The sequence below is a fragment of the Pseudomonas sp. TWI628 genome, assembly GCF_039673865.1.
Lineage (GTDB): Bacteria > Pseudomonadota > Gammaproteobacteria > Pseudomonadales > Pseudomonadaceae > Aquipseudomonas.
In genome coordinates this window covers 1-19,320 of the sequence record NZ_JBDJMM010000047.1, presented here as the reverse complement: position 1 = coordinate 19,320, position 19,320 = coordinate 1, and the positions used below count along the sequence as shown (strand labels likewise).

General features: G+C 64.2%; 14 protein-coding genes and 1 rRNA gene. 2 read left to right on the top strand and 13 right to left on the bottom strand.

What is annotated here, in order from left to right; translation table 11 throughout:
• Positions 1–9: 9 nt before the first annotated feature.
• From ABE528_RS26240 to bcsE, 10 genes are all read right to left on the bottom strand, one after another.
• Positions 10–909 (bottom strand): TauD/TfdA family dioxygenase, encoded by a 900-nt coding sequence (locus ABE528_RS26240; RefSeq protein ID WP_152955370.1) that lies wholly within the window; start codon positions 907–909, stop codon positions 10–12.
• A gap of 213 nt (positions 910–1,122) precedes the next feature.
• Positions 1,123–4,644, bottom strand: a complete 3,522-nt coding sequence (bcsC, locus tag ABE528_RS26235) for a cellulose synthase complex outer membrane protein BcsC (RefSeq protein WP_346654509.1) — start codon at positions 4,642–4,644, stop codon at positions 1,123–1,125.
• Positions 4,632–5,744, bottom strand: coding sequence for a cellulose synthase complex periplasmic endoglucanase BcsZ (gene bcsZ / locus ABE528_RS26230; protein WP_346654508.1), 1,113 nt, complete (start codon positions 5,742–5,744; stop codon positions 4,632–4,634). Before bcsZ ends, bcsC begins: the two co-directional genes overlap by 13 nt.
• A gap of 2 nt (positions 5,745–5,746) precedes the next feature.
• Positions 5,747–8,029 carry a cellulose biosynthesis cyclic di-GMP-binding regulatory protein BcsB gene (bcsB, locus tag ABE528_RS26225; RefSeq protein ID WP_152955363.1) on the bottom strand — a complete coding sequence of 761 codons (2,283 nt, stop codon included), beginning with the start codon at positions 8,027–8,029 and terminating at the stop codon, positions 5,747–5,749.
• The gene (gene bcsA, locus ABE528_RS26220; RefSeq protein ID WP_346654507.1) at positions 8,026–10,635 is read right to left on the bottom strand and encodes a UDP-forming cellulose synthase catalytic subunit; all 2,610 of its coding nucleotides are present in this window, start codon (positions 10,633–10,635) and stop codon (positions 8,026–8,028) included. Before bcsA ends, bcsB begins: the two co-directional genes overlap by 4 nt.
• Positions 10,632–11,348, bottom strand: a complete 717-nt coding sequence (bcsQ, locus tag ABE528_RS26215) for a cellulose biosynthesis protein BcsQ (protein WP_152955359.1) — start codon at positions 11,346–11,348, stop codon at positions 10,632–10,634. Before bcsQ ends, bcsA begins: the two co-directional genes overlap by 4 nt.
• Positions 11,345–11,563, bottom strand: coding sequence for a cellulose biosynthesis protein BcsR (bcsR, locus tag ABE528_RS26210; protein WP_103446213.1), 219 nt, complete (start codon positions 11,561–11,563; stop codon positions 11,345–11,347). Before bcsR ends, bcsQ begins: the two co-directional genes overlap by 4 nt.
• Positions 11,560–13,188, bottom strand: a complete 1,629-nt coding sequence (gene bcsG, locus ABE528_RS26205; protein WP_346654506.1) for a cellulose biosynthesis protein BcsG — start codon at positions 13,186–13,188, stop codon at positions 11,560–11,562. Before bcsG ends, bcsR begins: the two co-directional genes overlap by 4 nt.
• Positions 13,188–13,367 carry a cellulose biosynthesis protein BcsF gene (gene bcsF, locus ABE528_RS26200; RefSeq protein ID WP_152955355.1) on the bottom strand — a complete coding sequence of 60 codons (180 nt, stop codon included), beginning with the start codon at positions 13,365–13,367 and terminating at the stop codon, positions 13,188–13,190. The genes bcsG and bcsF overlap by 1 nt, the downstream gene beginning before the upstream one ends.
• Positions 13,364–14,854 carry a cellulose biosynthesis protein BcsE gene (gene bcsE, locus ABE528_RS26195; protein ID WP_346654515.1) on the bottom strand — a complete coding sequence of 497 codons (1,491 nt, stop codon included), beginning with the start codon at positions 14,852–14,854 and terminating at the stop codon, positions 13,364–13,366. The genes bcsF and bcsE overlap by 4 nt, the downstream gene beginning before the upstream one ends.
• A gap of 329 nt (positions 14,855–15,183) precedes the next feature.
• Between bcsE and ABE528_RS26190 the strand changes: the two genes are divergently transcribed.
• Entirely contained in the window at positions 15,184–15,525 is a 342-nt protein-coding gene (locus ABE528_RS26190; RefSeq protein WP_152955343.1) for a tryptophan synthase subunit beta, read from the top strand.
• Between the two features lie 2 nt (positions 15,526–15,527).
• Here ABE528_RS26190 and lapD read toward each other — a convergent pair whose 3' ends face one another.
• Both lapD and lapG read right to left on the bottom strand, forming a co-directional pair.
• Entirely contained in the window at positions 15,528–17,471 is a 1,944-nt protein-coding gene (gene lapD / locus ABE528_RS26185; protein ID WP_346654505.1) for a cyclic di-GMP receptor LapD, read from the bottom strand.
• Between the two features lie 10 nt (positions 17,472–17,481).
• The gene (gene lapG, locus ABE528_RS26180) at positions 17,482–18,174 is read right to left on the bottom strand and encodes a cysteine protease LapG (protein ID WP_346654504.1); all 693 of its coding nucleotides are present in this window, start codon (positions 18,172–18,174) and stop codon (positions 17,482–17,484) included.
• Between the two features lie 272 nt (positions 18,175–18,446).
• On the opposite strand from lapG, the gene ABE528_RS26175 reads away from it, so the two are divergent.
• A complete protein-coding gene (locus tag ABE528_RS26175) occupies positions 18,447–19,136 on the top strand; it encodes a GntR family transcriptional regulator (protein ID WP_152955339.1) in 690 nt (229 codons plus the stop codon).
• 77 nt (positions 19,137–19,213) lie between these two features.
• On the opposite strand, the gene rrf is transcribed toward ABE528_RS26175, so the two are convergent.
• Positions 19,214–19,320: ribosomal RNA gene (rrf, locus tag ABE528_RS26170) — 5S ribosomal RNA — on the bottom strand; the annotation flags it as partial.

Genomic DNA, 19,320 nt, shown 5'->3' with positions numbered 1-19,320 from the left:
CCTCAGTCGTCAGAACGGGGCATCGCCCTGGATGGTGGTGCGGAACAGTTTGCGGCGCAGGTGCGCGGGGCAACCGGTGGCCAGGTGGATCAGCGAACGGTTGTCCCAGAACACCAGGTCGTGGGGCTGCCACTGGTGGCGGTAGATGTTCTGCTCAAGCACGCTCAGCGCGTACAGCTGCTGCAGCACGTCGTGGCTTTCGTCGTCCGGCAGGCCGACGATGCGGGTGGTGAAACCTTCGCTGACGAACAGCGCCTTGCGGCCGTTTTCCGGGTGGGTGCGCACTACCGGATGGATGACTTCCTTCACCTGCGCGAGCTGCTCGGCGGTCAAGGTCGGGCGCCAGTTGCCTTCAAATTTGGTTTCGGCGTAACGGGCGGTGTAGGAGTGCGCGGCACTGCGGCCCTCGACCACTTTGCGCAGCGCCTCGGGTACGGCGTCCCAGGCTTTGTGCATGTCGGCGAACAGGGTGTCGCCACCTTCGCTGGGCAGCTCCTGGGCGTGCAGCATGGAGCCAAGGCTTGGCAGCTCCTTGTACGACAGGTCCGAGTGCCAGAACTTGCCGGCATCGCCGAGGCCGATATTCTGGCCGTTCTCGATGATGTTGGAGACGATCAGGATTTCTGGGTGGCCAGTGAGCAGGAACTGCTTGAGCACATGGATCTGCAACTCGCCAAAGCGGCGGCTGAAGGCGATCTGTTGTTGCGGGCTGATGCGCTGGTCACGGAACACCAGCACATGGTGGTCGAGGTGGGCGCGATGAATTCGGGTGAAATCCTCGGCGGTGACCGGCTTGGCCAGGTCCAGGCCAATGATCTCGGCACCGACGGCACCGGAGAACGGGCGGATTTCGAAGGTTTGCGGCTGGGCGCTGTCGATGGACGACAAGGCGTTCGAGGCGGCTGGCATGTGTCACTCCCACGCAGTGCGCGACTTCTATGGCGCGCAACGATCAGAAACGCACGGGGACTACCCGTGTGGGTTCAAGTCGTGCGGCGCATCGATTGGTCGACGGGTACGCAGTGGGAATGACTATAAAGGTATAAGAAAAATAGTTTAAATACCGTTAGCGCATAACCATATGAAACGGTTCACGCACTGAAAAGGGGCGCCAGGCGCCCCTCAACGCCATTCGCTGTAAGGCTCCAGCGAGGTGACCGGCAAGGCCAGGTTGCCGCGCCACGGGTCGAACAGGTAGCGCACGTAGAGCATGGCATGGCTGGGCGCATAATCTTTGCTGTGCTGCCAGTCGAAACCTCCGCCCAGCGCCCAGCGGTCGTTCAGGCGCCGCTCGAAGGCACCATGCAGGCGATAGCCCACGCCGGTGCTGCTGCTGGCATCGGTGGTCGCATCGATGTTCGACTCGATGATGTCGTAGCGCGCCAGCAACTTGCGGTTGAGGCTATCGTCCGGGTAGAGCCGGCTGCTGTCGCTGCTGGCATGTGACCAGCTGGCCGAGCCTTCCAGCAGGAACGACCAGTCATAGTTGCGCCAGGCATAGCTGACCGGCACACCGATCGACTCGTAGCGTTGCGGGCTGTAGTAGCCACCCTGACCGAGGCTGTAGCCGCCCAAGTCCTTGTCATAGCGCCAGTCCATCACGGTGAGGCCCACGCGCATGCGCTCGTCAGCCTTCTCCACGGCGCGGTAGTAATACCCCGCCATGGCGCGGGTGCGCTGGTTATCGGCAACGTTCTCGCCGACCAGCCAATGGTGGCCAAGGCTTGCCCAGACACCGTGATCCCCACCCTGGTCCCAGCTCAGGCCCAGCGTCGCACCGTTGGCCGTGACGCCACCCCAGCGCACGTTGGTAGCCGGGTCGCGCGCGCCGGCGAACGACAGCAGCGAGTTGCTCATCGGCCGGCGCGAGGCCGCCAGCGACCAACCCACCTGCCCCAGGTCGCCATTGACGATTGCGCCCCCCAGCCAGTTATTGACCTCATAACCCTGGGTCGTGCCCAGGTCGAAGCCCCAGCGGCTGTTCTGCCACCCCATCGCCAGCACACCGCCATTGGCCGTCTGCGAGCCCGGCTGGCAGGTCGGCAGAGGTGCGCCGCTGCGGGTGACGCCGACAAACTGGCAGGTACCGAAGTCAGCGGTGTTGTTGCCGTTTTCGTCGAGGTCGAACGAGCCGGCATCCATACCAATGCGCTCGACCCGCGCAAACGCCCTGCCGTCTTCCCAAGGGGTATCGACATGCAGCAAGGTCGATTGGGTGCTCAGGCGGGAGATACCGGGTGTGCCGTCGCTCTTGCGCCAGCCGTAGTCATGCATGAGGGTGACGTTGGTATTGCGCTGCTGGTACAGCTCATCGACGTCGCTGCGCAGGCTGCGCGCCAGCCAGTCATCGGTGTCCTTCGCCCGGCTGGCGAAAGTCATGGCCCGGTCGTCACGCGGCGAGGCCTGCGAGCGGCCGATCATCTGCGCATCGGCCATTGCCGCGGCATACAGATCCAGCGCCCGCTGTGGGTCGTTGGCGGCCACCAGGCGGGCGGCGTCGCGGCGCAGCAACGGGTCAGGCAGCGTCTGCCTGGCGGCAACATGCTCCAGCAGCTGGGCTGCTTTTTCCTTCTCGCCCAGGGCGATCAGCACGTCAGCATAGCGGCGCTGGGCATCGCTCTGCTCGTCGGTCAACTGCAGCGGCTGCGCAGCCAATAGCTGACGCACGCGAACCAGATCGCCTTCGGCAATCCAGCTCTCCATCACGCCCAGGCGCGCCTCCGCACGCTGCGGCTGAACCTGCAGCACGCGCTGGTAATAACCCAGCGCCTTGCGATGATCACCCCGCTGCGCTGCCCAGTCCGCCATCAACAGCAGGTCGTCCGGGTCGCCCTCGCCATGGGCCAGGCCGGCTTCCAGCACGGCGCTGGCCTCGTCGGTGCGGCCCTGGTCCTGCAGGCGCTGGGCCTGGGCCAGGGTCATGCGCCGGCGCACGCGCTTGTCGAGGGTGCGCATGTCGTCGGTCCAGGCACCTTGCGGCACGGCGCGCAGGGTGTCCTGGACCTGTGCATCGCGATCACTGGATTCCAGGTACAGGCCATGGGCGTAACGTGTGGCGGGATCGGCAGGCTGGCGCTGCAACACGCGGTTGAATGCGGCGTCGGCCTCAGCGTTGCGGCCTTGTTGGCGCAGGCTGTTGGCCAATTGGTAGGCCAGCCAGGGTTCATCAGGCGCCAACTCGGCAGCCTGCCCCAGTAGCCGGCTGGCGCTCGCCCAGTCCTGCCGCTGCACGGCGGCATCTGCCTGCTCGCGCAGGCGGCCAAGCTCCAGGCTGCGGCGCAGGCTGGCGAATTGGGCCTGCTGGGCCGCAGGCAGGCTGCTCAGATACGCTTCGGCCTTGTCTGTCGACTGCGCCTGATAGATGCGCATCAGGCCGCGCACCGCGCTCTCATTGCCTGGGACCTTGCGCTGCACCTGCAGGTATTGCCGTTCGGCACTGGCCAGGTCGCCTTCGGCGAACGCCACATCGGCCAGCCCAAGCATGGCGAACTCATCGTCAGGGCGCTGCTGGCGCGCCTGCTGGTAGAGCGAACGGGCGGTGCGTAAATCCTGCTTCTCCAGCGCGCTGTCAGCCCGCTGCAGCATCCCCCAGTACTGGCTGGAGGCTTCGAGGTCTTTCCATTTACTCATCAGGCGGGTGTTCTGCTCGATGGTAACCGCTTGGTGGAATGCCGCGTTGGCTTCCCCATAACGGCGCTGACGCATCAGCGCAACGCCGAGCGCGCCGTGCAGGCTGGCATCATCGGCATAACGGCGCAGGGCCAGACGCAGCTGTGCTTCGGCCTGGACGTTGCGGTCCTGGTCGAGCAAGGCCTTGCCACGCTGCCCAGCCTGCCAGGCCGGGTCACCCACCAGGGTGCGTTGCTGCTTGAGGTTGTCATTGGCCAGCGGCAACAGCGGCGACGCCGGATAACGCTGGGCGAATGCCTGCCAGGCAGCGACGCTGTTGGCACTCACCGGTTGCTCGGACAGGTAGTCGAACTCGCGCTGGGCGGCGGCATCGCGTGCCGTCGGGTCACGCGACAGCTGGTCGAGGATGGCCAGGGCTTCACTGTCACGGTCCTCGCTGAACAGCCAGGCGGCCAAGGTCTGGCGCAAGCCGACATTGCCAGGGTACTGGCGATCAAGCTGCTGCAACTGGCGGATCGCTTCCGGCCGCTGACCGGCCAGGTTGCCACGCACGCGCCAGTAGTCCAAGGCCAGGTCCAGGCTGGGCGGTTCGCCGCCGAACAACTGGTCATAGGCGACCAGAGCCTCGTCATAGCGCCCCGTCACTGCCATGAGCCGCGCTTGCTGCAAACGCTGCGCCTGCTCGGGCTGCTGCAGCGCCATCAGACGTCGGGCTTGCCGATCCTGGAGGCTGCCCGGTGCCACTGCAGCGATGCTTGCACGCAGTTGCTCGGCTTCTTCAGGTTTCTGCTCACGCAGCGCCAGGCTCAGCGAGGCCAGCAAGGCATCAGGGTTGCGCGGCTCCAACAAACGCAGCCTGGCCAGGGCGTCGTGAATCAGGTCATCGCGGTGCAGCGCCTCGCCAATTCGTACCTGCTCCAGCAGCCATTGGCGTTGCTCATCGCGGTCTTTCGGCTGCGCGGCCACGGCACAGGACAAAGCGGTCAGCGTCAGCACGCCGATCATTCGGAACATGGAGCACTCCAGGCGGGCAGCAGACGACCTTGGTTGTCAAAGCGATAGCGGGCTTGGTCCCAGCCTTGCCCAAACAGGACAAGGACCTGGTTGTAATACGCCTGTGGCTCGGCAGGTTGCTCGCGCAACCTTTTGCGCTGGGCTTCAAGCGCAGCGTGGCCATCTGCGGCGCTGGCCAGTAACGGCAACAGCGCAGAGGAGAAGCCCACCGGGCCATGGCCGCTCTGTGTACCAGTGCGGGCATCGACACTCTCCGGCGGCAGGCCGCCCTGGGCCGTGGCGGCGACCATCGGAGCGAAGTGACGCAGCAGCTCGTCGCGCTGCGCTGCACCGTTGGCCAGCATGCCCAGCCACAGGTACACGCGGATGGCGTCGTAGCTCCCGGCGCTGCCGTGCTCAGGGTCGGGCTCGATGCCTGCCGCTGGCGTCCACAGCAACCAGTCCGGGGCAAAGCCATTGGGCGATGACTGCAACCAGAGGCGACGTACGTTGCTGGCCATCTCGCCCCACAGTGGGTCTACCAGGGCAAAGCGGTCGAACAATTGCGGCGGCAGGTAGCTGGGGTTCAGGCGCCAGCCACGGTTGTCGTCAAAGCCGTAATCCGCCGGTAGCAGCATCACACCCAGGCCCGGCAACTTGCGCACGGTCTGTGCGGCGATGCGCCAGAGCATCTGTGTGCCCAGCCGGGCATACGTCGGCTCGTTCCACAGCCGCCCCGCTTCGAGCAGGCTGTAAGCAATCCACAGGTCGGCATCGCTGGCATTGTTGCTGTCCAGCACCTGCCATTGCTTCTGCTTGCCGCGGCCCCAGAGCCAGGCCGGCAAATGCCGGGAAAGGTCGCCTTCGGCCAGGTTGTTGCCGGTCCAGCGCAGCAGGTTGTCGAACGCCTGGCGGTCATTGCCGACCAGGGCGAAGAACAGCGCATAGCTCTGCCCTTCGGAGGTGGTGACCAGGCGCTCATCACTGCGGTCGAGCACCCGGCCATCCGCACTCATCAGGTCGGTCTTGAAGCGCTCCCAGGCCGGCCACGGGCAAGCCGCCGCCGCGCTGGCGACAGCGGGCATGCACAATACCAGCAGCAAGGCCAACAGCTGGCGCATGGTCAATCAGCCCCACTCAAGCGGCGACGCCCGGCCCAACGCAGCGCACGCCACAACAGGAAGGCGAACAGCAGCACGCTGATGACGGCAATTACCGCGATCAGTGCCGGGTAATCGGAGAGGTGGAACCACATCAACAACCACCATGGCAGCTGGCCAACGTAGTAGTGCTCGCCCACGAACTGGCTGCTGACACCACTGCTGCGCACCAGGGCAACGGAGCCTGCCACGGCGTCGAGCTTGCCGGAGTCGGCCAACACTTCACGCAGCAAGGCATACGCCTCATCGGAGCTGCCTAGCAAGGCAACGACGCTGCGCTGCTCATGGAACGGCGACTTCAGCCCGGTGATCGCGGCAATCGGCGCCTGCGCACTGACTTCGATGCGGTTGTTGGACATCACGGGGGCCGTGTCAAAGCGGCGGATGCCGGGTTGCTCCACCGCACGCCCCTGCACCATCCAGTCGCGCTGAGCGTTCAGCAACAAGCCCAGGTTCGGCTGCTCGCGCAGGTCTTCGGGCAGGCTGCCAATCAGCAGCAGGTCGGCATCGGCGTCCGCGGCCTGCTTCCAGTTGTCGCTCAGCCGCACATTCAGGGCCGGGTAGCCCACCTGCCCGCCGATGCTGCTGATGACGTCAAGCAACGTGCCGACCTGCATCGCCGTCGGCTTGGCTGGCACCACGACCAGGGTCTCGGACAGGTCGGCCATGCGGCTGTAAGGGAAGCCACTGCGAACGAAGGCGCGCAGGTCAGGCATGGCCATGTAGTGGTAGTAGCCGGAAAGGTCGATGGTCGAGTTTTCGTCGATCGCCGCACGCACGTCTACCGGCAGCGAAGTCTGGCAGTGGTCGCGCTGGGCGCTGCCCAGGGTGCTGGCGAAGCTGAAGTCGAAACGCAGGCGGTTGCGCGCGCCGATCTTCAGGGCCGGAACCAACGATTGCTCTGTCAGCGCGGTGCTGTCGGTGGACAGCACGTTCAGGCGCATCTCTTCCAGGGTGCTGCTGCGGCGGTCATTGCCCACCAGCGGCATGCTGGTGATGTACTGGTCGTTGACGCTGATGCTCAGGCGCGACTCATCGGTAACCGCTGGCGGGGTGTAGCGATACAGGGTCTGCAGCGGAATGCCTTGGTTGCGCCAGACGAACAGGTCGGGCGGCAGGTTCACGTCGAGGGTGATAGGGCGTGGCTGCAAGCCGCTGACCTGCAACTGCTCGGGGTAGTCAAGCAGCTCGGAGAACCGCACCGGGCGGTCGGTACGCGTCCAGTTCGGCGCGTCGTAGGGCTTGCGTGGCTGCAGCGCAGTCATCTGCTCGACCTTGACCCGCGAACCGCGGAACAGGTCGCTGCCAACGGCCAGCGCCGAGGCGGCCTTGACCAGGTCTTCGTCATTGCGGCCCAGAACCAGCAGCAGCTTGCTCCAGCGGTTGCTCGGGTGATCGATCAGTTGCACCACCGGGCCATCGACCGCGGGGAATTTTTCCAGGTCGGCGAGGAACGCCGGGCGCCGATCGTTGGTGGCGAAGACAATGGCTGGCTGCGGTTTTTCGCCGCTGGCAGGCAGGCTGTTGAACGACACCGGGAAGGTCGCCTTGCGCCAGCCGGCCTTGCTGCCGAAGTACGACGCCAGGATGGCAGCGGCACGCTGCTCGCCAAGGGTCGGGGTGTCGGCAAAAACCACCGGCAACTCGACCTTGTTGGTATCGCGCGCATCGAAGAACGGCAGCGGGAAGTAGGCCAGGTCATTTTCCAGCGCCAGCGCCTGCTCGCGCAGTTGCACCTGGCTCTTGCGGTTGACGTTCAGCCACAGGCCACTGTGCGCCGGGTCTTCACAGATATCGGTGTAGTGCCCGACGAACTCCAGGCGTACCCGGTTGAAATCGCTGATCAGTTTCGGGTCCAGCTGCAGCTGACGACGCACGCGCTGGCCGAGCTGGTCCTTCTCGATCGGCACCACCCCCATCAGCTCGTCGTTGAGGTACACGCGCAGATGCGACAGGTTCGGCAGCAGGGCTGGCGACGGGGTGTAGTCCAGTTGCAGCACCGCGTCGGTGGCCAGGCGATCCCGGCGCAGGCCGAACTCGATGTTTTCGCTGTTGCGAACGCCCAGCATCAGGCTGTCGGCCGATCGGCCAAGCTGCTCGAAGGTCTGGGTGACGGGCCAGTTGGGCACCAATGGCTCGGCCGGCATGGCAAGGGGGGCTACAGCGGCGACAGCAGCGTTCTGGAACAGCGAGGCAAGCAGCGCCATCGCCAGGCCCCAGGTGCGTGCGGGATAACGAGTCATCATGCGTCTCGGTCAGCAAGGGTCGTGGAAGGAAGAGGTCGGGGTGTATGCGGCAGGTAGCTAGCCAGCCAGCGCAGCAGTTCGTACAGGGGCAGCAGCCACCCGCGCAGCCAGATGGGGGTGTGTTCGATCATGCGCAGGTAGCCAACGCCGCCCAACTTGAGCACGTCCATCAGGCTGCGCAGCGGGCGGTCGACTTCGTGTTTGTCCTGATAACCCAGCCAGGCATCGGCGCGGGCGAAGGTGCAATGCACCAGGTCGATGCGCTGCTGCTGGTTGAGGCCCTCGAAGGTCAGGCCCACATGCCGGCCGACAATACGGGTGACCCGTGCATTGAAGGCAAACTCTCGCTGCCCGCGGCTCAGCAGCAGGCGCACGCGCGCCCCTGAGGCAGGCTTCACACCGTCACCCAGTTGCAGGCCGATACCACCATCGGAATAGTCGACCAGGGTGCAGGGGAAACCGTGGCCACTCTCCAGCTGCAGTGCGGCCGGCAGGTGCATCTGCACGCGGTGTGCACGGCGCACCTGGCGCACTTCGGCGGCCACTGCGCAGGCGGCGCCGAGGATCAGCAGGTTGTAGGTCACCCACAACGAACTGACAATCACCGTGCCGATTTCCGCAGCCGGGCCGGTGAACAGGCGCCAGACGGCAAAGCCCAGGCCGGCCACGTTGAGGCCTGCGAGGAACAGGTACGGCTGGGCGATGCGCCAGTCGAACTGGCCCTCCTCCATCAGGCCGCCCTTGGCGGTGACGTTGAACTTGCCCTTCTTCGGGGCAAACAATGCGACCGTGGTCGGGCGGGCGATGTACCAGGCCAGTACGGTCTCGTAGACCTCGCCCCAGAAGGTCTGCCGGTACTTGCCCTGCATGCGCGAGTTGGTGAGGCTGGCGTGAATCATGTGCGGCAGCACGTACAGCAGGATCATCACGGCAGGCGCATAGATGATGTAGGCGTGCAACAGCAGGAACGCCAGCGGCGCGGTGAGGAACACCAAGCGCGGCAAGCCGGCGAGGAAGTGCAGCATGGCGTTGGCGTAGCAGATCCGCTGGAACAGGCTCAGGCCGCGGCCGAACAGGGGGTTGTCGGTACGGAAGATCTGCACCATGCCGCGCGCCCAGCGAATGCGCTGGCCAATGTGCGCCGACAGGCTCTCGGTGGCCAGGCCCGCCGCCTGGGGAATGCCCAGGTAGGCCGAGGTCCAGCCCTTGCGGTGCAGGCGCAACGCGGTATGGGCATCCTCGGTGACCGTTTCCACGGCAAAGCCGCCAATGTCTTCAATCGCGGTGCGCCGCAGCACGGCACAGGAGCCGCAGAAGAAGGCGGCGTTCCACATGTCGTTGCCGTCCTGGATCAGCCCGTAGAACAGCTCGCCTTCGTTGGGGCGGCGGCGGAACGAGCCGAGGTTGCGCTCGAACGGGTCGGGCGAGAAGAAGTGGTGAGGCGTCTGTACCAGCGCCAGCTTCGGGTCCTTGAGGAACCAGCCGACGGTCATCTGCAGGAAGGAACGTACCGGCACGTGGTCGCAGTCGAAGATGGCAACCAGCTCGCCGTCGGTGACCCCCAGCGCATGGTTGAGGTTACCCGCCTTGGCGTGGTTGTTGTTCGGACGCACGATGTAGCCCACGCCGACCTCGTCGGCGAAGGCACGGAACTCCGCACGCTTGCCATCGTCGAGGATGTAGATGCGCAGGCACTCGCGCGGCCAGTCCAGGCCCAGGGCAGCGAGCACGGTGGTACGCACCACCGAAAGGTCCTCGTTGTAGGTGGGGATCATCAGATCGACCTTGGGCCAGCGCGTCGTATCTTCCGGCAGGTTCGCCGGTTTGCGCTCCAGCGGCCAGCAGGTCTGGATGTAACCGAGGATCAACACGAACCAGGAGTAGGTTTCTGCCGCGAGCAGAATCACCCCGCAGACCAGGTCGAGGGTGTCGTTCCAGTTCAGGGTCGAGGTATAGCGCCACCACAAGTAGCGGCAGGAAATGATCGTCGACAGTACGATCAGCATCAGGGTCGGGAAGCGGCCCGGCATGTAGCGCACCAGCATGGCGATGCCCCACAGCAGGAAGATGAACACCAGCTGCGCCAAGTAACCGAACGGCTCGGTCACGCAGAGCACGGCCAGCAGCACGGCGAACGAGGTGAGCACGGTATAGAACAGGCGCCGGCCGAACACGCCCAGCCTTTTCAGGCGCTGGGCGGCACCTTGCTGCAAGTCGCTGTCGCGAAAACGCGCCGGCACCTGGCCCATGGCTTCGGCCACCCGCGCACGGCAGTTGCGCAGCACCTTCAAGGCGCCGCGCAGATAGCCGCTCGCGAACGACAAGATACGCAGCGGCCGACCGGGTTTGCGCGGCTGTGGCACCCGCCGCAGCAGCAGCCAGCCGCACTGGATCAACAGCCGCAGCGGGTCGCCCAGCGTCGGCCGCTTGCCGACGAACTGCGGGAACAAGCGCTGACGCTCAGCCAGCAGTGCCTGCCAGGCCGGTGACTCCAGCCGCAGCAACAGGAACGCCAGCCACACCCCCAGGGTGAACAGCAGTGCGACCCCACGTTGTGCGCCGCGCGCGGTGAAGTGGGCGTAGGCCGAGAGCGGGGTCACGTTCACGCTTCGCGCCTCGCCAGGCAACGTACCGCCAGGCTTTGCACATCCCGGGATGCCAGGCATTGCGGCGCGTAATGGCCTACCGGCGCCTTACAGGCGAAGGCTTCGACGAACGCTTCATCACGGTGCACCAGTTGCATCGGCAGGCGCTTGCGGAACAGGTCACGCCACACCATCAGCACATCGCTCTGCAGGCTGCTGGCCGGGTCGAAACGGTTGACCAGCAGCATGTCGAAACGCTCGACCTGCTGACGCCCCAGCAGGATGTGGCTGGTCATCTCAGCCTCGGCCACCAGGACCCGCATGTCAGTGACGAAACCACGTGTGGCCTTGGTCGCTGACGGGTGAGGCAGGTCGAACAGCAGCCAGTCGAAATGCTTGGCCAGTGCGGCTTGGCGAGTACGCCACACTTCGGGCTGCTGGTAGCCGTTCAGCTCGCCGAGCCGGTGCGGATCCACTTCACCAAAGGGCATCACGCACAGGCCGTCGAGAACCTCATACAGGGGCTCGTCGTAGGGCCGCCCCTGCAGCTCGGCACAGGCCCAGCCGTCGCGCTGTTCGAGCGGCAGGTTGAAGTGCAGGCCCAGCAGGTTATCCGGGCTCATGTCGACCAGCAGCACGCGCTCACCCAGCTCACGCAAGGCATAGCCCAGCGCCGCCAGCAGCGCAGTACGGCCCAACCCACCACGCAGTCCATGCAAGGCCAGGCTGATCATGACTGCACGGCCTTCGACTGCTCGGTCCGCGCCAAGGCAGCTTCTTCCAGGCGGGCCATGCAGCTTTCGCCCAGCAGCGGCCAGCGCTGCAACGCCTGCTGCACACCGACCATCATGGAAATGTCCTGATAGCTCAAGGCAGGCATGGCCAGGTACTGGCGCAACTGGGCGATATCATCACTGCGGTCGGATGGGTCTGCTTTGCCAGTCTTCATGGGCTCTCCTTCGGAACAGGCTGCCAGTCCGGCTGGCCTTGCAGGCGCATATAGGTTTGGCCCTGGTAGTCCAGCACCTGGGCACCGGAGGTTTCCGACACGCGCTCGGTGGTCGGCAGGTCGGTCAGCAGGCTTGGCAGGTCGAGGGTCTGCCCCGCCCCGAGGCCCGCATACACACGGGAAACCAGCTCGGACAGCGCCAGGAAGCTGGTGGGTGCGGTGACCCGCAGAGGCTCGCCACGCGCCGGTTGGCCCATGCCAATGAACTTGAGGCCGACCGGCACATGGGTGATCGACGGTGTCGGGATCTCACGCATGCCCGACAGTTGCATGCGGTCACCGTGCAAGGACGCGCCGTGCTCGGGAACGATGGCGACCACCACGCGACGGCCGCTGCCTTCGAGCTCGTCGAGGAACTTGCCGAGGTCACCGAACAGGCGGTTGGCCCGCGTGGCGTAATCGGCCGGGCGCGTGCCGCCGTCGGCGGTCACCATGCGGTTGCCGTCATGCAGGCTGATGGTGTTGTAGAACAACGATACATGGTCGGCGCCGGAGCTCTTGCGCTTGCCCCACCAGCCGTGCAGTACGTCCAGGTCGCCAGCGATCGGCGAGCCGTCGAAGCTGACCAGCGCCCGCGGGAAGTCGCTGACGCTGAAACCTGGCTGCGGCATGTGCTGGGTGGTGATGTCGCCGATAAAGTTGTCGAAACGCCCACTGTGGTTGAGCAGCGTCTGGCTCTGGAACCCAAGCTTGGCCAGGTTCTGGAACAGCAGGCACTGTTCGGGCGCCTGCTGGTACAGGCCCGCATGGGACGACTGGCCGCAGCTGGCGCGAAGCATGCGAATCGCCGCCGGCCCGCTGTAGGAGGTCGCCGAGTTGAACTGATCGAACACCACGTCCAGGCGCGAGAACAAGGCGTTGTCGTGCATGCCGACAGCCGAGAGGTCGTCCCAGGCCAGGGAGCACACGTTGATTACCAGCAAGTCGAAGTTCTGCTCGTCCGCTTTCACGGCAGGGAATGTGGTCACCCGTTGCCGCTCGCTGGCGAAGAAGCGCTCCAGCCAGGCATTCAGGGTCGCCGTGTCGGCCACGGCCGCAGCCGGTGCAGCAGCGGCCGTGGTAGCCGGATTGCCAGCACCGGCGACGGCTGGCTGGCCACCACCGATGCTCAGCGCCGGCAGGCCGCCGACCGCCAGCCATGCCAGGCCGGCCAAGCTCAGCGTGCTCAGGCGCAGCCAATGACGCAGGTAAAGGTAGCCCACCAGCAGCAGCACCAGGGCGCCGATCAGGTTCCAGTTGATGAACCTGGCCAGCAGCTCCAACAGGTAATCCCACGAGAAATCGAGCACCCCCGGCTGCGCCAGCAAGCGCCGGAACGGTGGCAGCCAGGTGTCGTGATAGAACAGCGCGATGCCCACGGGTACGGCCACGACCTGGCGCCCGACACGCAGCCAGCGTCTCGGCAGCGGGATCAGCAGAAATGCCGCGAACAGCAGATTGGGCAGTGCCTGGAAGTCCAGCATGCCAACCGCGACCAACAGGAACTTGGCCAGGAAATAGAGGTTCCAGGCACCCAGACCGTGCCAACGGGCCGGCACCTGGGCGGACAATGTCGAACTAGTCATTATTCAGTGTCCTGACGCACCACACGGCGGCGTACACCCACCGGCTTCAGGTAACGAGGTCGCAAAAGGCGGTTCAGCCAGCCCTTCACGGTGGCACGCATGCTCACCACGAACAGGACCAGGATCAAGGTAACCAGCGCACTGATGCCAATTACCTGAAGCAGTTGCACGAAGTTCATGCGGCCCCTCCAGGGTCCAGGGCGATCCGCCGAGGCACCAGGGTGGGCCGTTTCAGCGCCGCTGGTAGCACCACCGACTCGGCCAGTGGCGGCTGCGGTACGGTTTCGTCGAGAAATGCCGGAGCGTCCAGGCTGTCGAGGCTGACCAACAGATCCTGGTTGATGAACAGTTCCTTCCAGGACAACTGGAAGATGTGGTCAAGCGCCTGCTCGACGCCCTCCGAACGGCAGGCGAAGAGGAACAGGAACAACACCTCGCCGACCACGCAGGCGATGTCGCCATCGCGGCGGAACACCGTGCGCGAGCAGGCCTGCAGCGGGCTCAGGCCCGGTGCCGGGCGCAACACCAAGAGCTGGTGGACGATTTCGCCGTTACGATGGCCGTGCCACATCTGCCGCACCGCTTCGGCAAACACCCGAGGTGCCACCAGGCCGCAGACCGGCATTGGCCGCAGGCGAGCGAGCAAGGCATCGAAGTCGGCCGGCAGGTGGCGGCGCCAGACATAACCCTGGATGCTGTCGACCATGGTCAGGAAACGCGACAGGCTGGCGCCAAACGGCACAATCTGGCTTGCACCACAGGCGAGCAACAGCTGTTCGTCCTGGTAGCGCAGGGTTGGCGCCATTTCCCGCACCACCAGCTTCAGGGCATTGCCACGCAGCTGTCGCAACGTGTGCAACTGGCGGGCAAGGACATCCAGGCGCTGGCCCCCATCCATGGCGAAAATCACGGTTGCCGACACAGCACGACTGGCCTTGGCGCCAACCTCGCTGATGCTGTCGAACACCTGCCAGTGCTCCGACAAGGCAGGCGCACCTTCGAGGACCTGGCTCTGGGCCAGGCAGAGCAGCTCATCACCGCCGGCATCGGTCAACGGCAGCGGCCGCCTGGCAACGGCAAAACCACCGGCATGGCGTGCGAGTTCCAAGTCTTGGGTGCCGGCAACGCCGAGCCTGTTGCTCCAGAAGTGCTGCAGGTAACGCGTGCCACCCTGGCCGCGATACAGCTGGGCGAGCCCGTCGAGCGATTGGTTGAATGCGCGCAGGCGCTCGACCAGCGAGGCACTCTGCCCTTCACTGATCACCAGAACCAGCGCACCGGCCGCAAGCGCCGCCTGGCGCAGCGCCTGGCACCAGTGCTCGGCGGTGCCACCTTCCCAGGCAGCCGATGGCACGATGACCAGCAGCACTCGGCCAGGCAAGTCGATACGCGGCAGGTCGCTTTTCAGGTGCAGAATGGCCCGCGTGTCAGCCTCGAACAACGTCAGTTCGCCAGGACCGCATGCGGGGTCCAGGCCTGCGAGGGCCTCTTGTATCACGCGCGCACCGCCCAGCAACGCCGCCCGGCCTTGTTCAGGCATGGCTTCGATCACTTGGCGGCAGAGCGTAGCGGCGTTTTCTGTGGTGTCACAGGCCAACCAATACAGGCCTTGCTCATGGAACTGACTATGCTCGGCACCTAGTCCGGGAATAGCCAACAACGGAATACTTTTCGTCAAAACGATGACTCTGAATTCGAAATCGGAGCTGATTCAAAGACGTAGGCCGCACGTACGCGCTAGCGACTTTTTGACGAGCAAAAGTGTCAAAAATACGACTACTGCAGAGTAGGCTTAGGTTTAGTCCGTCAATTCTACAGCACCAGGTGAAAATAGTGTCAAGATGATATTTGTGAGTTGCCGCACACGTTTGCCAATCGAGATCTGACGTGCCGTGCCATGCCGATGCTCAGCCGACTGGCAGGCGCAGCAGGGCAAAGTTGCCTATGCTGCGCCAGAGCCGATCCGAAGGCTTCAACATGATGAGGATGGACGCCATGTTCTATGTGCAACGCGACGGCGAGGGGCAGTTGGCGCGGGTGGAAGCCGCGCCCTATGCCGAGTACACGGAAATCCTGCCCGCCGACCATGCGGAAATCCAGGAATGGTTCGCCGACGATGTTGTCGAGAACAGCCTCAAGCAACTCAAGCAGAGCGACCTGGACATGATCCGCGTGCTCGAAGACCTGATCGAAGTGCTGACCACCAAGGGCGTGATCAGCATCACCGACCTGCCTGCCGGGGCTCAGGCCAAGCTGCTCAGCCGCTCGACGGCGCGCAAGGCGCTGGGCAGCCTGAACAACCTGATCGAAGAAGAGGAGGAAGGCGGGTTGATCTGAGATCAGCGCCAGGGCGCGGGCTCCCCAGACAGCAGGCCCTGAACCCCTTCGATGCCCAGGTCCTGCAGTACCTGCCGCTCGCCTTCGGTCTCGACCCGCTCGGCGATCAAGGGCAGGTCGATACTGTGCGCCGCACGCTGGATCGCCTCGATGAACAGCCGCTTGTGTTGCTCCTGGTCGATGTTGCGAATGTAGCTGCCATCGATCTTCAGGTAGGCCAGGCCCAGATGCGCCAGGTTGCCGATCATGCTGAAGCGCCCACCAAAGCGCTGCAGAGCCAGGCCGAAACCAAGCTCGCGCAGGCGCCAGGTCAACTGTTCCAGCGCGGCCTGATTCGGCAGTTGCTCCTCGCCGATCTCCAGGATCAACCGCGCACCCAGCGCCGTGTTCTGGCTCAGCAGCTCATAAACCCTCTCCAGAGCCTTCGGGTCGGCCAAAGTTGCAGCAGACAGGTTCAGGGCCAGCACCGGGCCGTGACTGCGCAGGTGCGCGAGCGCTTTTTCCAGCACCAGCAGGTCCAGCCGCGCCATCCAGCCAAAACGCTCCAGCCAGGGCAGGAAGCGGCCAGCGGGCAAGGCCTCGCCCTGCTCGTCGAGCAGCCGCGAGATCACTTTGTAATGAAGCACCCGCTGAGGGGCCTGGGTCTGGACCACCGGCTGGAAGAACAGCTCGAAGCGGCTTTTGACAAACGCCTCGTCCAGACGCTTATGCCACTCGTGCTGGCTGTCGCCAGCAACGGCAGCGGCACCCTGCTCCAGACATACCCAACCCGACGTCGGCTGATTCTCGGCACGCGCCAAAGCCTCGTCAGCCAGCTTCAGCAGCACCTGCGGCGCATCGCCCGGGCTGAACGGCGCCAGGCCAATGCAGGCGACCGGCGAGATATCGCTGGCACCCGTTTCGTGCAGGCTGTGCAATGCCGCCTCAAGGGCCTGGGCAAGCTGCACAGCGTCTTCGTGGACCATCCCGGGCGCCAGGACGGCGAATTCACCACCACGGCTGCGGGATATCAGGTCGTTGGTCTCCGGGAAGGTGGCGCAGGTGCGCCTTAGCTGCTCACCTACCGCTTGCAGCAGCTGGTCCGTACGCTGGCCGCCGAGACGTGCGTTGAGCCCTGCCAGGCCCTGTACACGCAGCAACAGCAGGTAACCGGCACGGGCTTCCTCCATGTTGCTGACGCGGGCGTTGAGCTGCATTTCGAAGTAGCGCCGGTTCGACAACCCGGTCAGGCTGTCCTGATAAGACTCGGCACGCAGCCGCTCACTGCGCTCAGCCTGCTCGCTGAACAGCGCCTTGAGCTTTTCAACCATCTGGTTCATTGCCTGCACTACCCGGCGCAGCTCTGGCGTACGCGGCTCCGGCAGGCTGTGGAACTCACGCCGGGCAATGGCCTGTGATTGCTCAACCATCGCATCTAACGGGCGCAGTTGGCGACGCAGCAGCAAGGCGCCCAGCGCCGCACTGCCAGCACCGCACAGCAGCAGCCAGCCCAAGCTGCCCAACGCGCTCTGCCAGACTTTACCAATGGCAAACATCGGGTGGCTGACCACCTCGACCCGTGCGGCCTGCTGCCAGCCACGGCTGACAATGGCATCGCCGCCAGCCGCTTCCAGGCCGATCAAGTGGATGAACCAGGCAGGCACGCCACCTGGGTCCGGCTCAGCGTGGCGCTCCACCAGCACGGCGTTGGAGCCCATGTCGACGACCTTGATGCTGGCATAGTAGCCACTGTCGAAGATCGAGCTGACCAGCAGCTCTACCATGGCCGGGTCATCGATATTAGGTGTCAGTGATAACGCCAACGCAGTGGCAGCGTCCTGGGCATGCGAGCGCAGCTGGTTGACGTACTGGCTACGCGAGCTTTCCAGGCTGACCATGAAGCTGCCACTGAAGGCGACTATCAGGAACAGACAAATGGCCAACAGCAGTTGTTTGAACAGTGACATCTGCGCTCCTTCAGTAGACCGGTTCGGCCGGGAACCCTTCGGCCTGCATTTTCTTCAACAAGTCCTGCCAGCGTGACAGGCGCTTGGTGTCGCCGACCTTCTTGTTGCCTGCGGCGCCGGTCAGCCACAAGCCTTCGCCATTGAAGGCGTAGACCGGCAGCAGGTCGGTACGTTGGCTGGCCGGTTTGATTGCGTCCATCAGGCTGTCGAGCACCAACGGCTGAGCCTGTGGGGTTGAATAATAGGTCAGGACCATGTGCGCCCGGTTCTGGCGCAGGGCTTTGACATAGGTGATGCGCAGCTTCTCGGCAGGGATACCCATGCGGCGCAGGCTGAAGTACTTGGCGATGGCATAGTCTTCACAGTCGCCGGCGCCCTTGATCAGGGCCTGGATTGGCGTGGCCCAGTAGTCGACTTCATGCCACAGGTCGATGTCTTCGACATAACGCAGCTGCTGATTGAAGAACAGGTTGACCACCTGCAGGCGCTGCAATTCGGTACCTTGGCGCTGCGTTGCCATCAGGTTCTGCCAGGCATCGATGCGGGCTTTGCCTGCCCCTAGCGGACCATATAGGGCCTGGGACTTGCGGCTGATCTCGGTGAAGTTCCAATCCGCATGCAGGCCGCCCAGCAACAGACTGCCAAGCAACAGCGCAAGGCAGGCGCGGCGCACGGTGGTTTTGAGCAACCAGGATGTCGCCACTGCGAAGCCCTGTTCAGATCAGTCCAGAGCAGCGATGGTGCGGCTTGGGCACATAAAAGACAATGGCACCGCGCAATCATGTAGCCGATGGTCGGCTGGCTATAACTTTATTGTTAGCGCTTAGTGTGTGTCGCTTCCTTTGCCGGGAAAACTCATCCACCATTATTGTGAACCTAGGCCGCTCGCTTCGTCGCGGCGCAGGTTTGACAAGCCCCCATACCTGTCACTAGTGTCATTGGATCCAACTTTTTTGTCGTCGAGGCACACTCCGCTTGGCCGAGAAAATCAAACTCAGTAACGTGCTGGCCAGCGAACAGCTGCCAGCACACCTGGCCCGTGGCGTCATCGAAGAGCGCCTGCGCAGCGCCATCCTAGATGGCCGCCTGCCACCTGGCACCGCTGTGCGCCAACAGGAAATCGCCGACTTGTACGGCGTCAGCCGCATGCCGGTGCGCGAGGCGCTGCGCCAGCTGGAGGCGCAATCGCTGCTGAAGGTGGAAATGCACAAGGGTGCGGTGGTCGCACCGTTGATTGGCGAGGATGCAGTCGACACCTATGCATTGCGCGTGCTCCTCGAGAGCGAAGCTTTGCGCCAGTCGATTCCGTTGCTCGATGCCAGCGACATTGCCAGCGCGCGTGGCTATATCCAGCAGTTGGAGAACGAAACCAGCCATGCGGAAATCGGCCGTCTCAATCGGCTGTTCCACATGGCGCTCTATGGCAAGGCATCCAACCAGAAACTGCTGCGCCTGATCGAGAACGAGCTGAACGAGGAAGAACGCTTCTTGCGCTTCCATTTGTCATCCATGGGACTGGGTAAGCTGACTCAGGACGACCATAACGCCCTGGTCGATGCCGCTGCTGACAAATTGGTCGACGAGGCGGTAAGGGTGCTGGAGCAGCATCTGAACAATGGATCGCGGGTGATCAGAAACTACCTGGACAAACAACTCGCCCGCTAGCGCTCAACGCCAGGGGGCTGTAGCCCGGAAAAGAAAAAGCCCCTGTCTGCAACGCAGACAGGGGCTTTTTGTTTGAATCTTGACGATGACCTACTCTCACATGGGGAAACCCCACACTACCATCGGCGATGCATCGTTTCACTGCTGAGTTCGGGATGGGATCAGGTGGTTCCAATGCTCTATG

Coding starts and splice junctions, on each gene's coding strand:
- ABE528_RS26240 (WP_152955370.1), bottom strand. CDS start 909: ATGCCAGCCGCCTCGAACGCCTTGTCGTCCATCGACAGCGCCCAGCCG.
- bcsC (WP_346654509.1), bottom strand. CDS start 4,644: ATGTTCCGAATGATCGGCGTGCTGACGCTGACCGCTTTGTCCTGTGCC.
- bcsZ (WP_346654508.1), bottom strand. CDS start 5,744: ATGCGCCAGCTGTTGGCCTTGCTGCTGGTATTGTGCATGCCCGCTGTC.
- bcsB (WP_152955363.1), bottom strand. CDS start 8,029: ATGATGACTCGTTATCCCGCACGCACCTGGGGCCTGGCGATGGCGCTG.
- bcsQ (WP_152955359.1), bottom strand. CDS start 11,348: ATGATCAGCCTGGCCTTGCATGGACTGCGTGGTGGGTTGGGCCGTACT.
- bcsR (WP_103446213.1), bottom strand. CDS start 11,563: ATGAAGACTGGCAAAGCAGACCCATCCGACCGCAGTGATGATATCGCC.
- bcsG (WP_346654506.1), bottom strand. CDS start 13,188: ATGACTAGTTCGACATTGTCCGCCCAGGTGCCGGCCCGTTGGCACGGT.
- bcsF (WP_152955355.1), bottom strand. CDS start 13,367: ATGAACTTCGTGCAACTGCTTCAGGTAATTGGCATCAGTGCGCTGGTT.
- ABE528_RS26190 (WP_152955343.1), top strand. CDS start 15,184: ATGTTCTATGTGCAACGCGACGGCGAGGGGCAGTTGGCGCGGGTGGAA.
- lapD (WP_346654505.1), bottom strand. CDS start 17,471: ATGTCACTGTTCAAACAACTGCTGTTGGCCATTTGTCTGTTCCTGATA.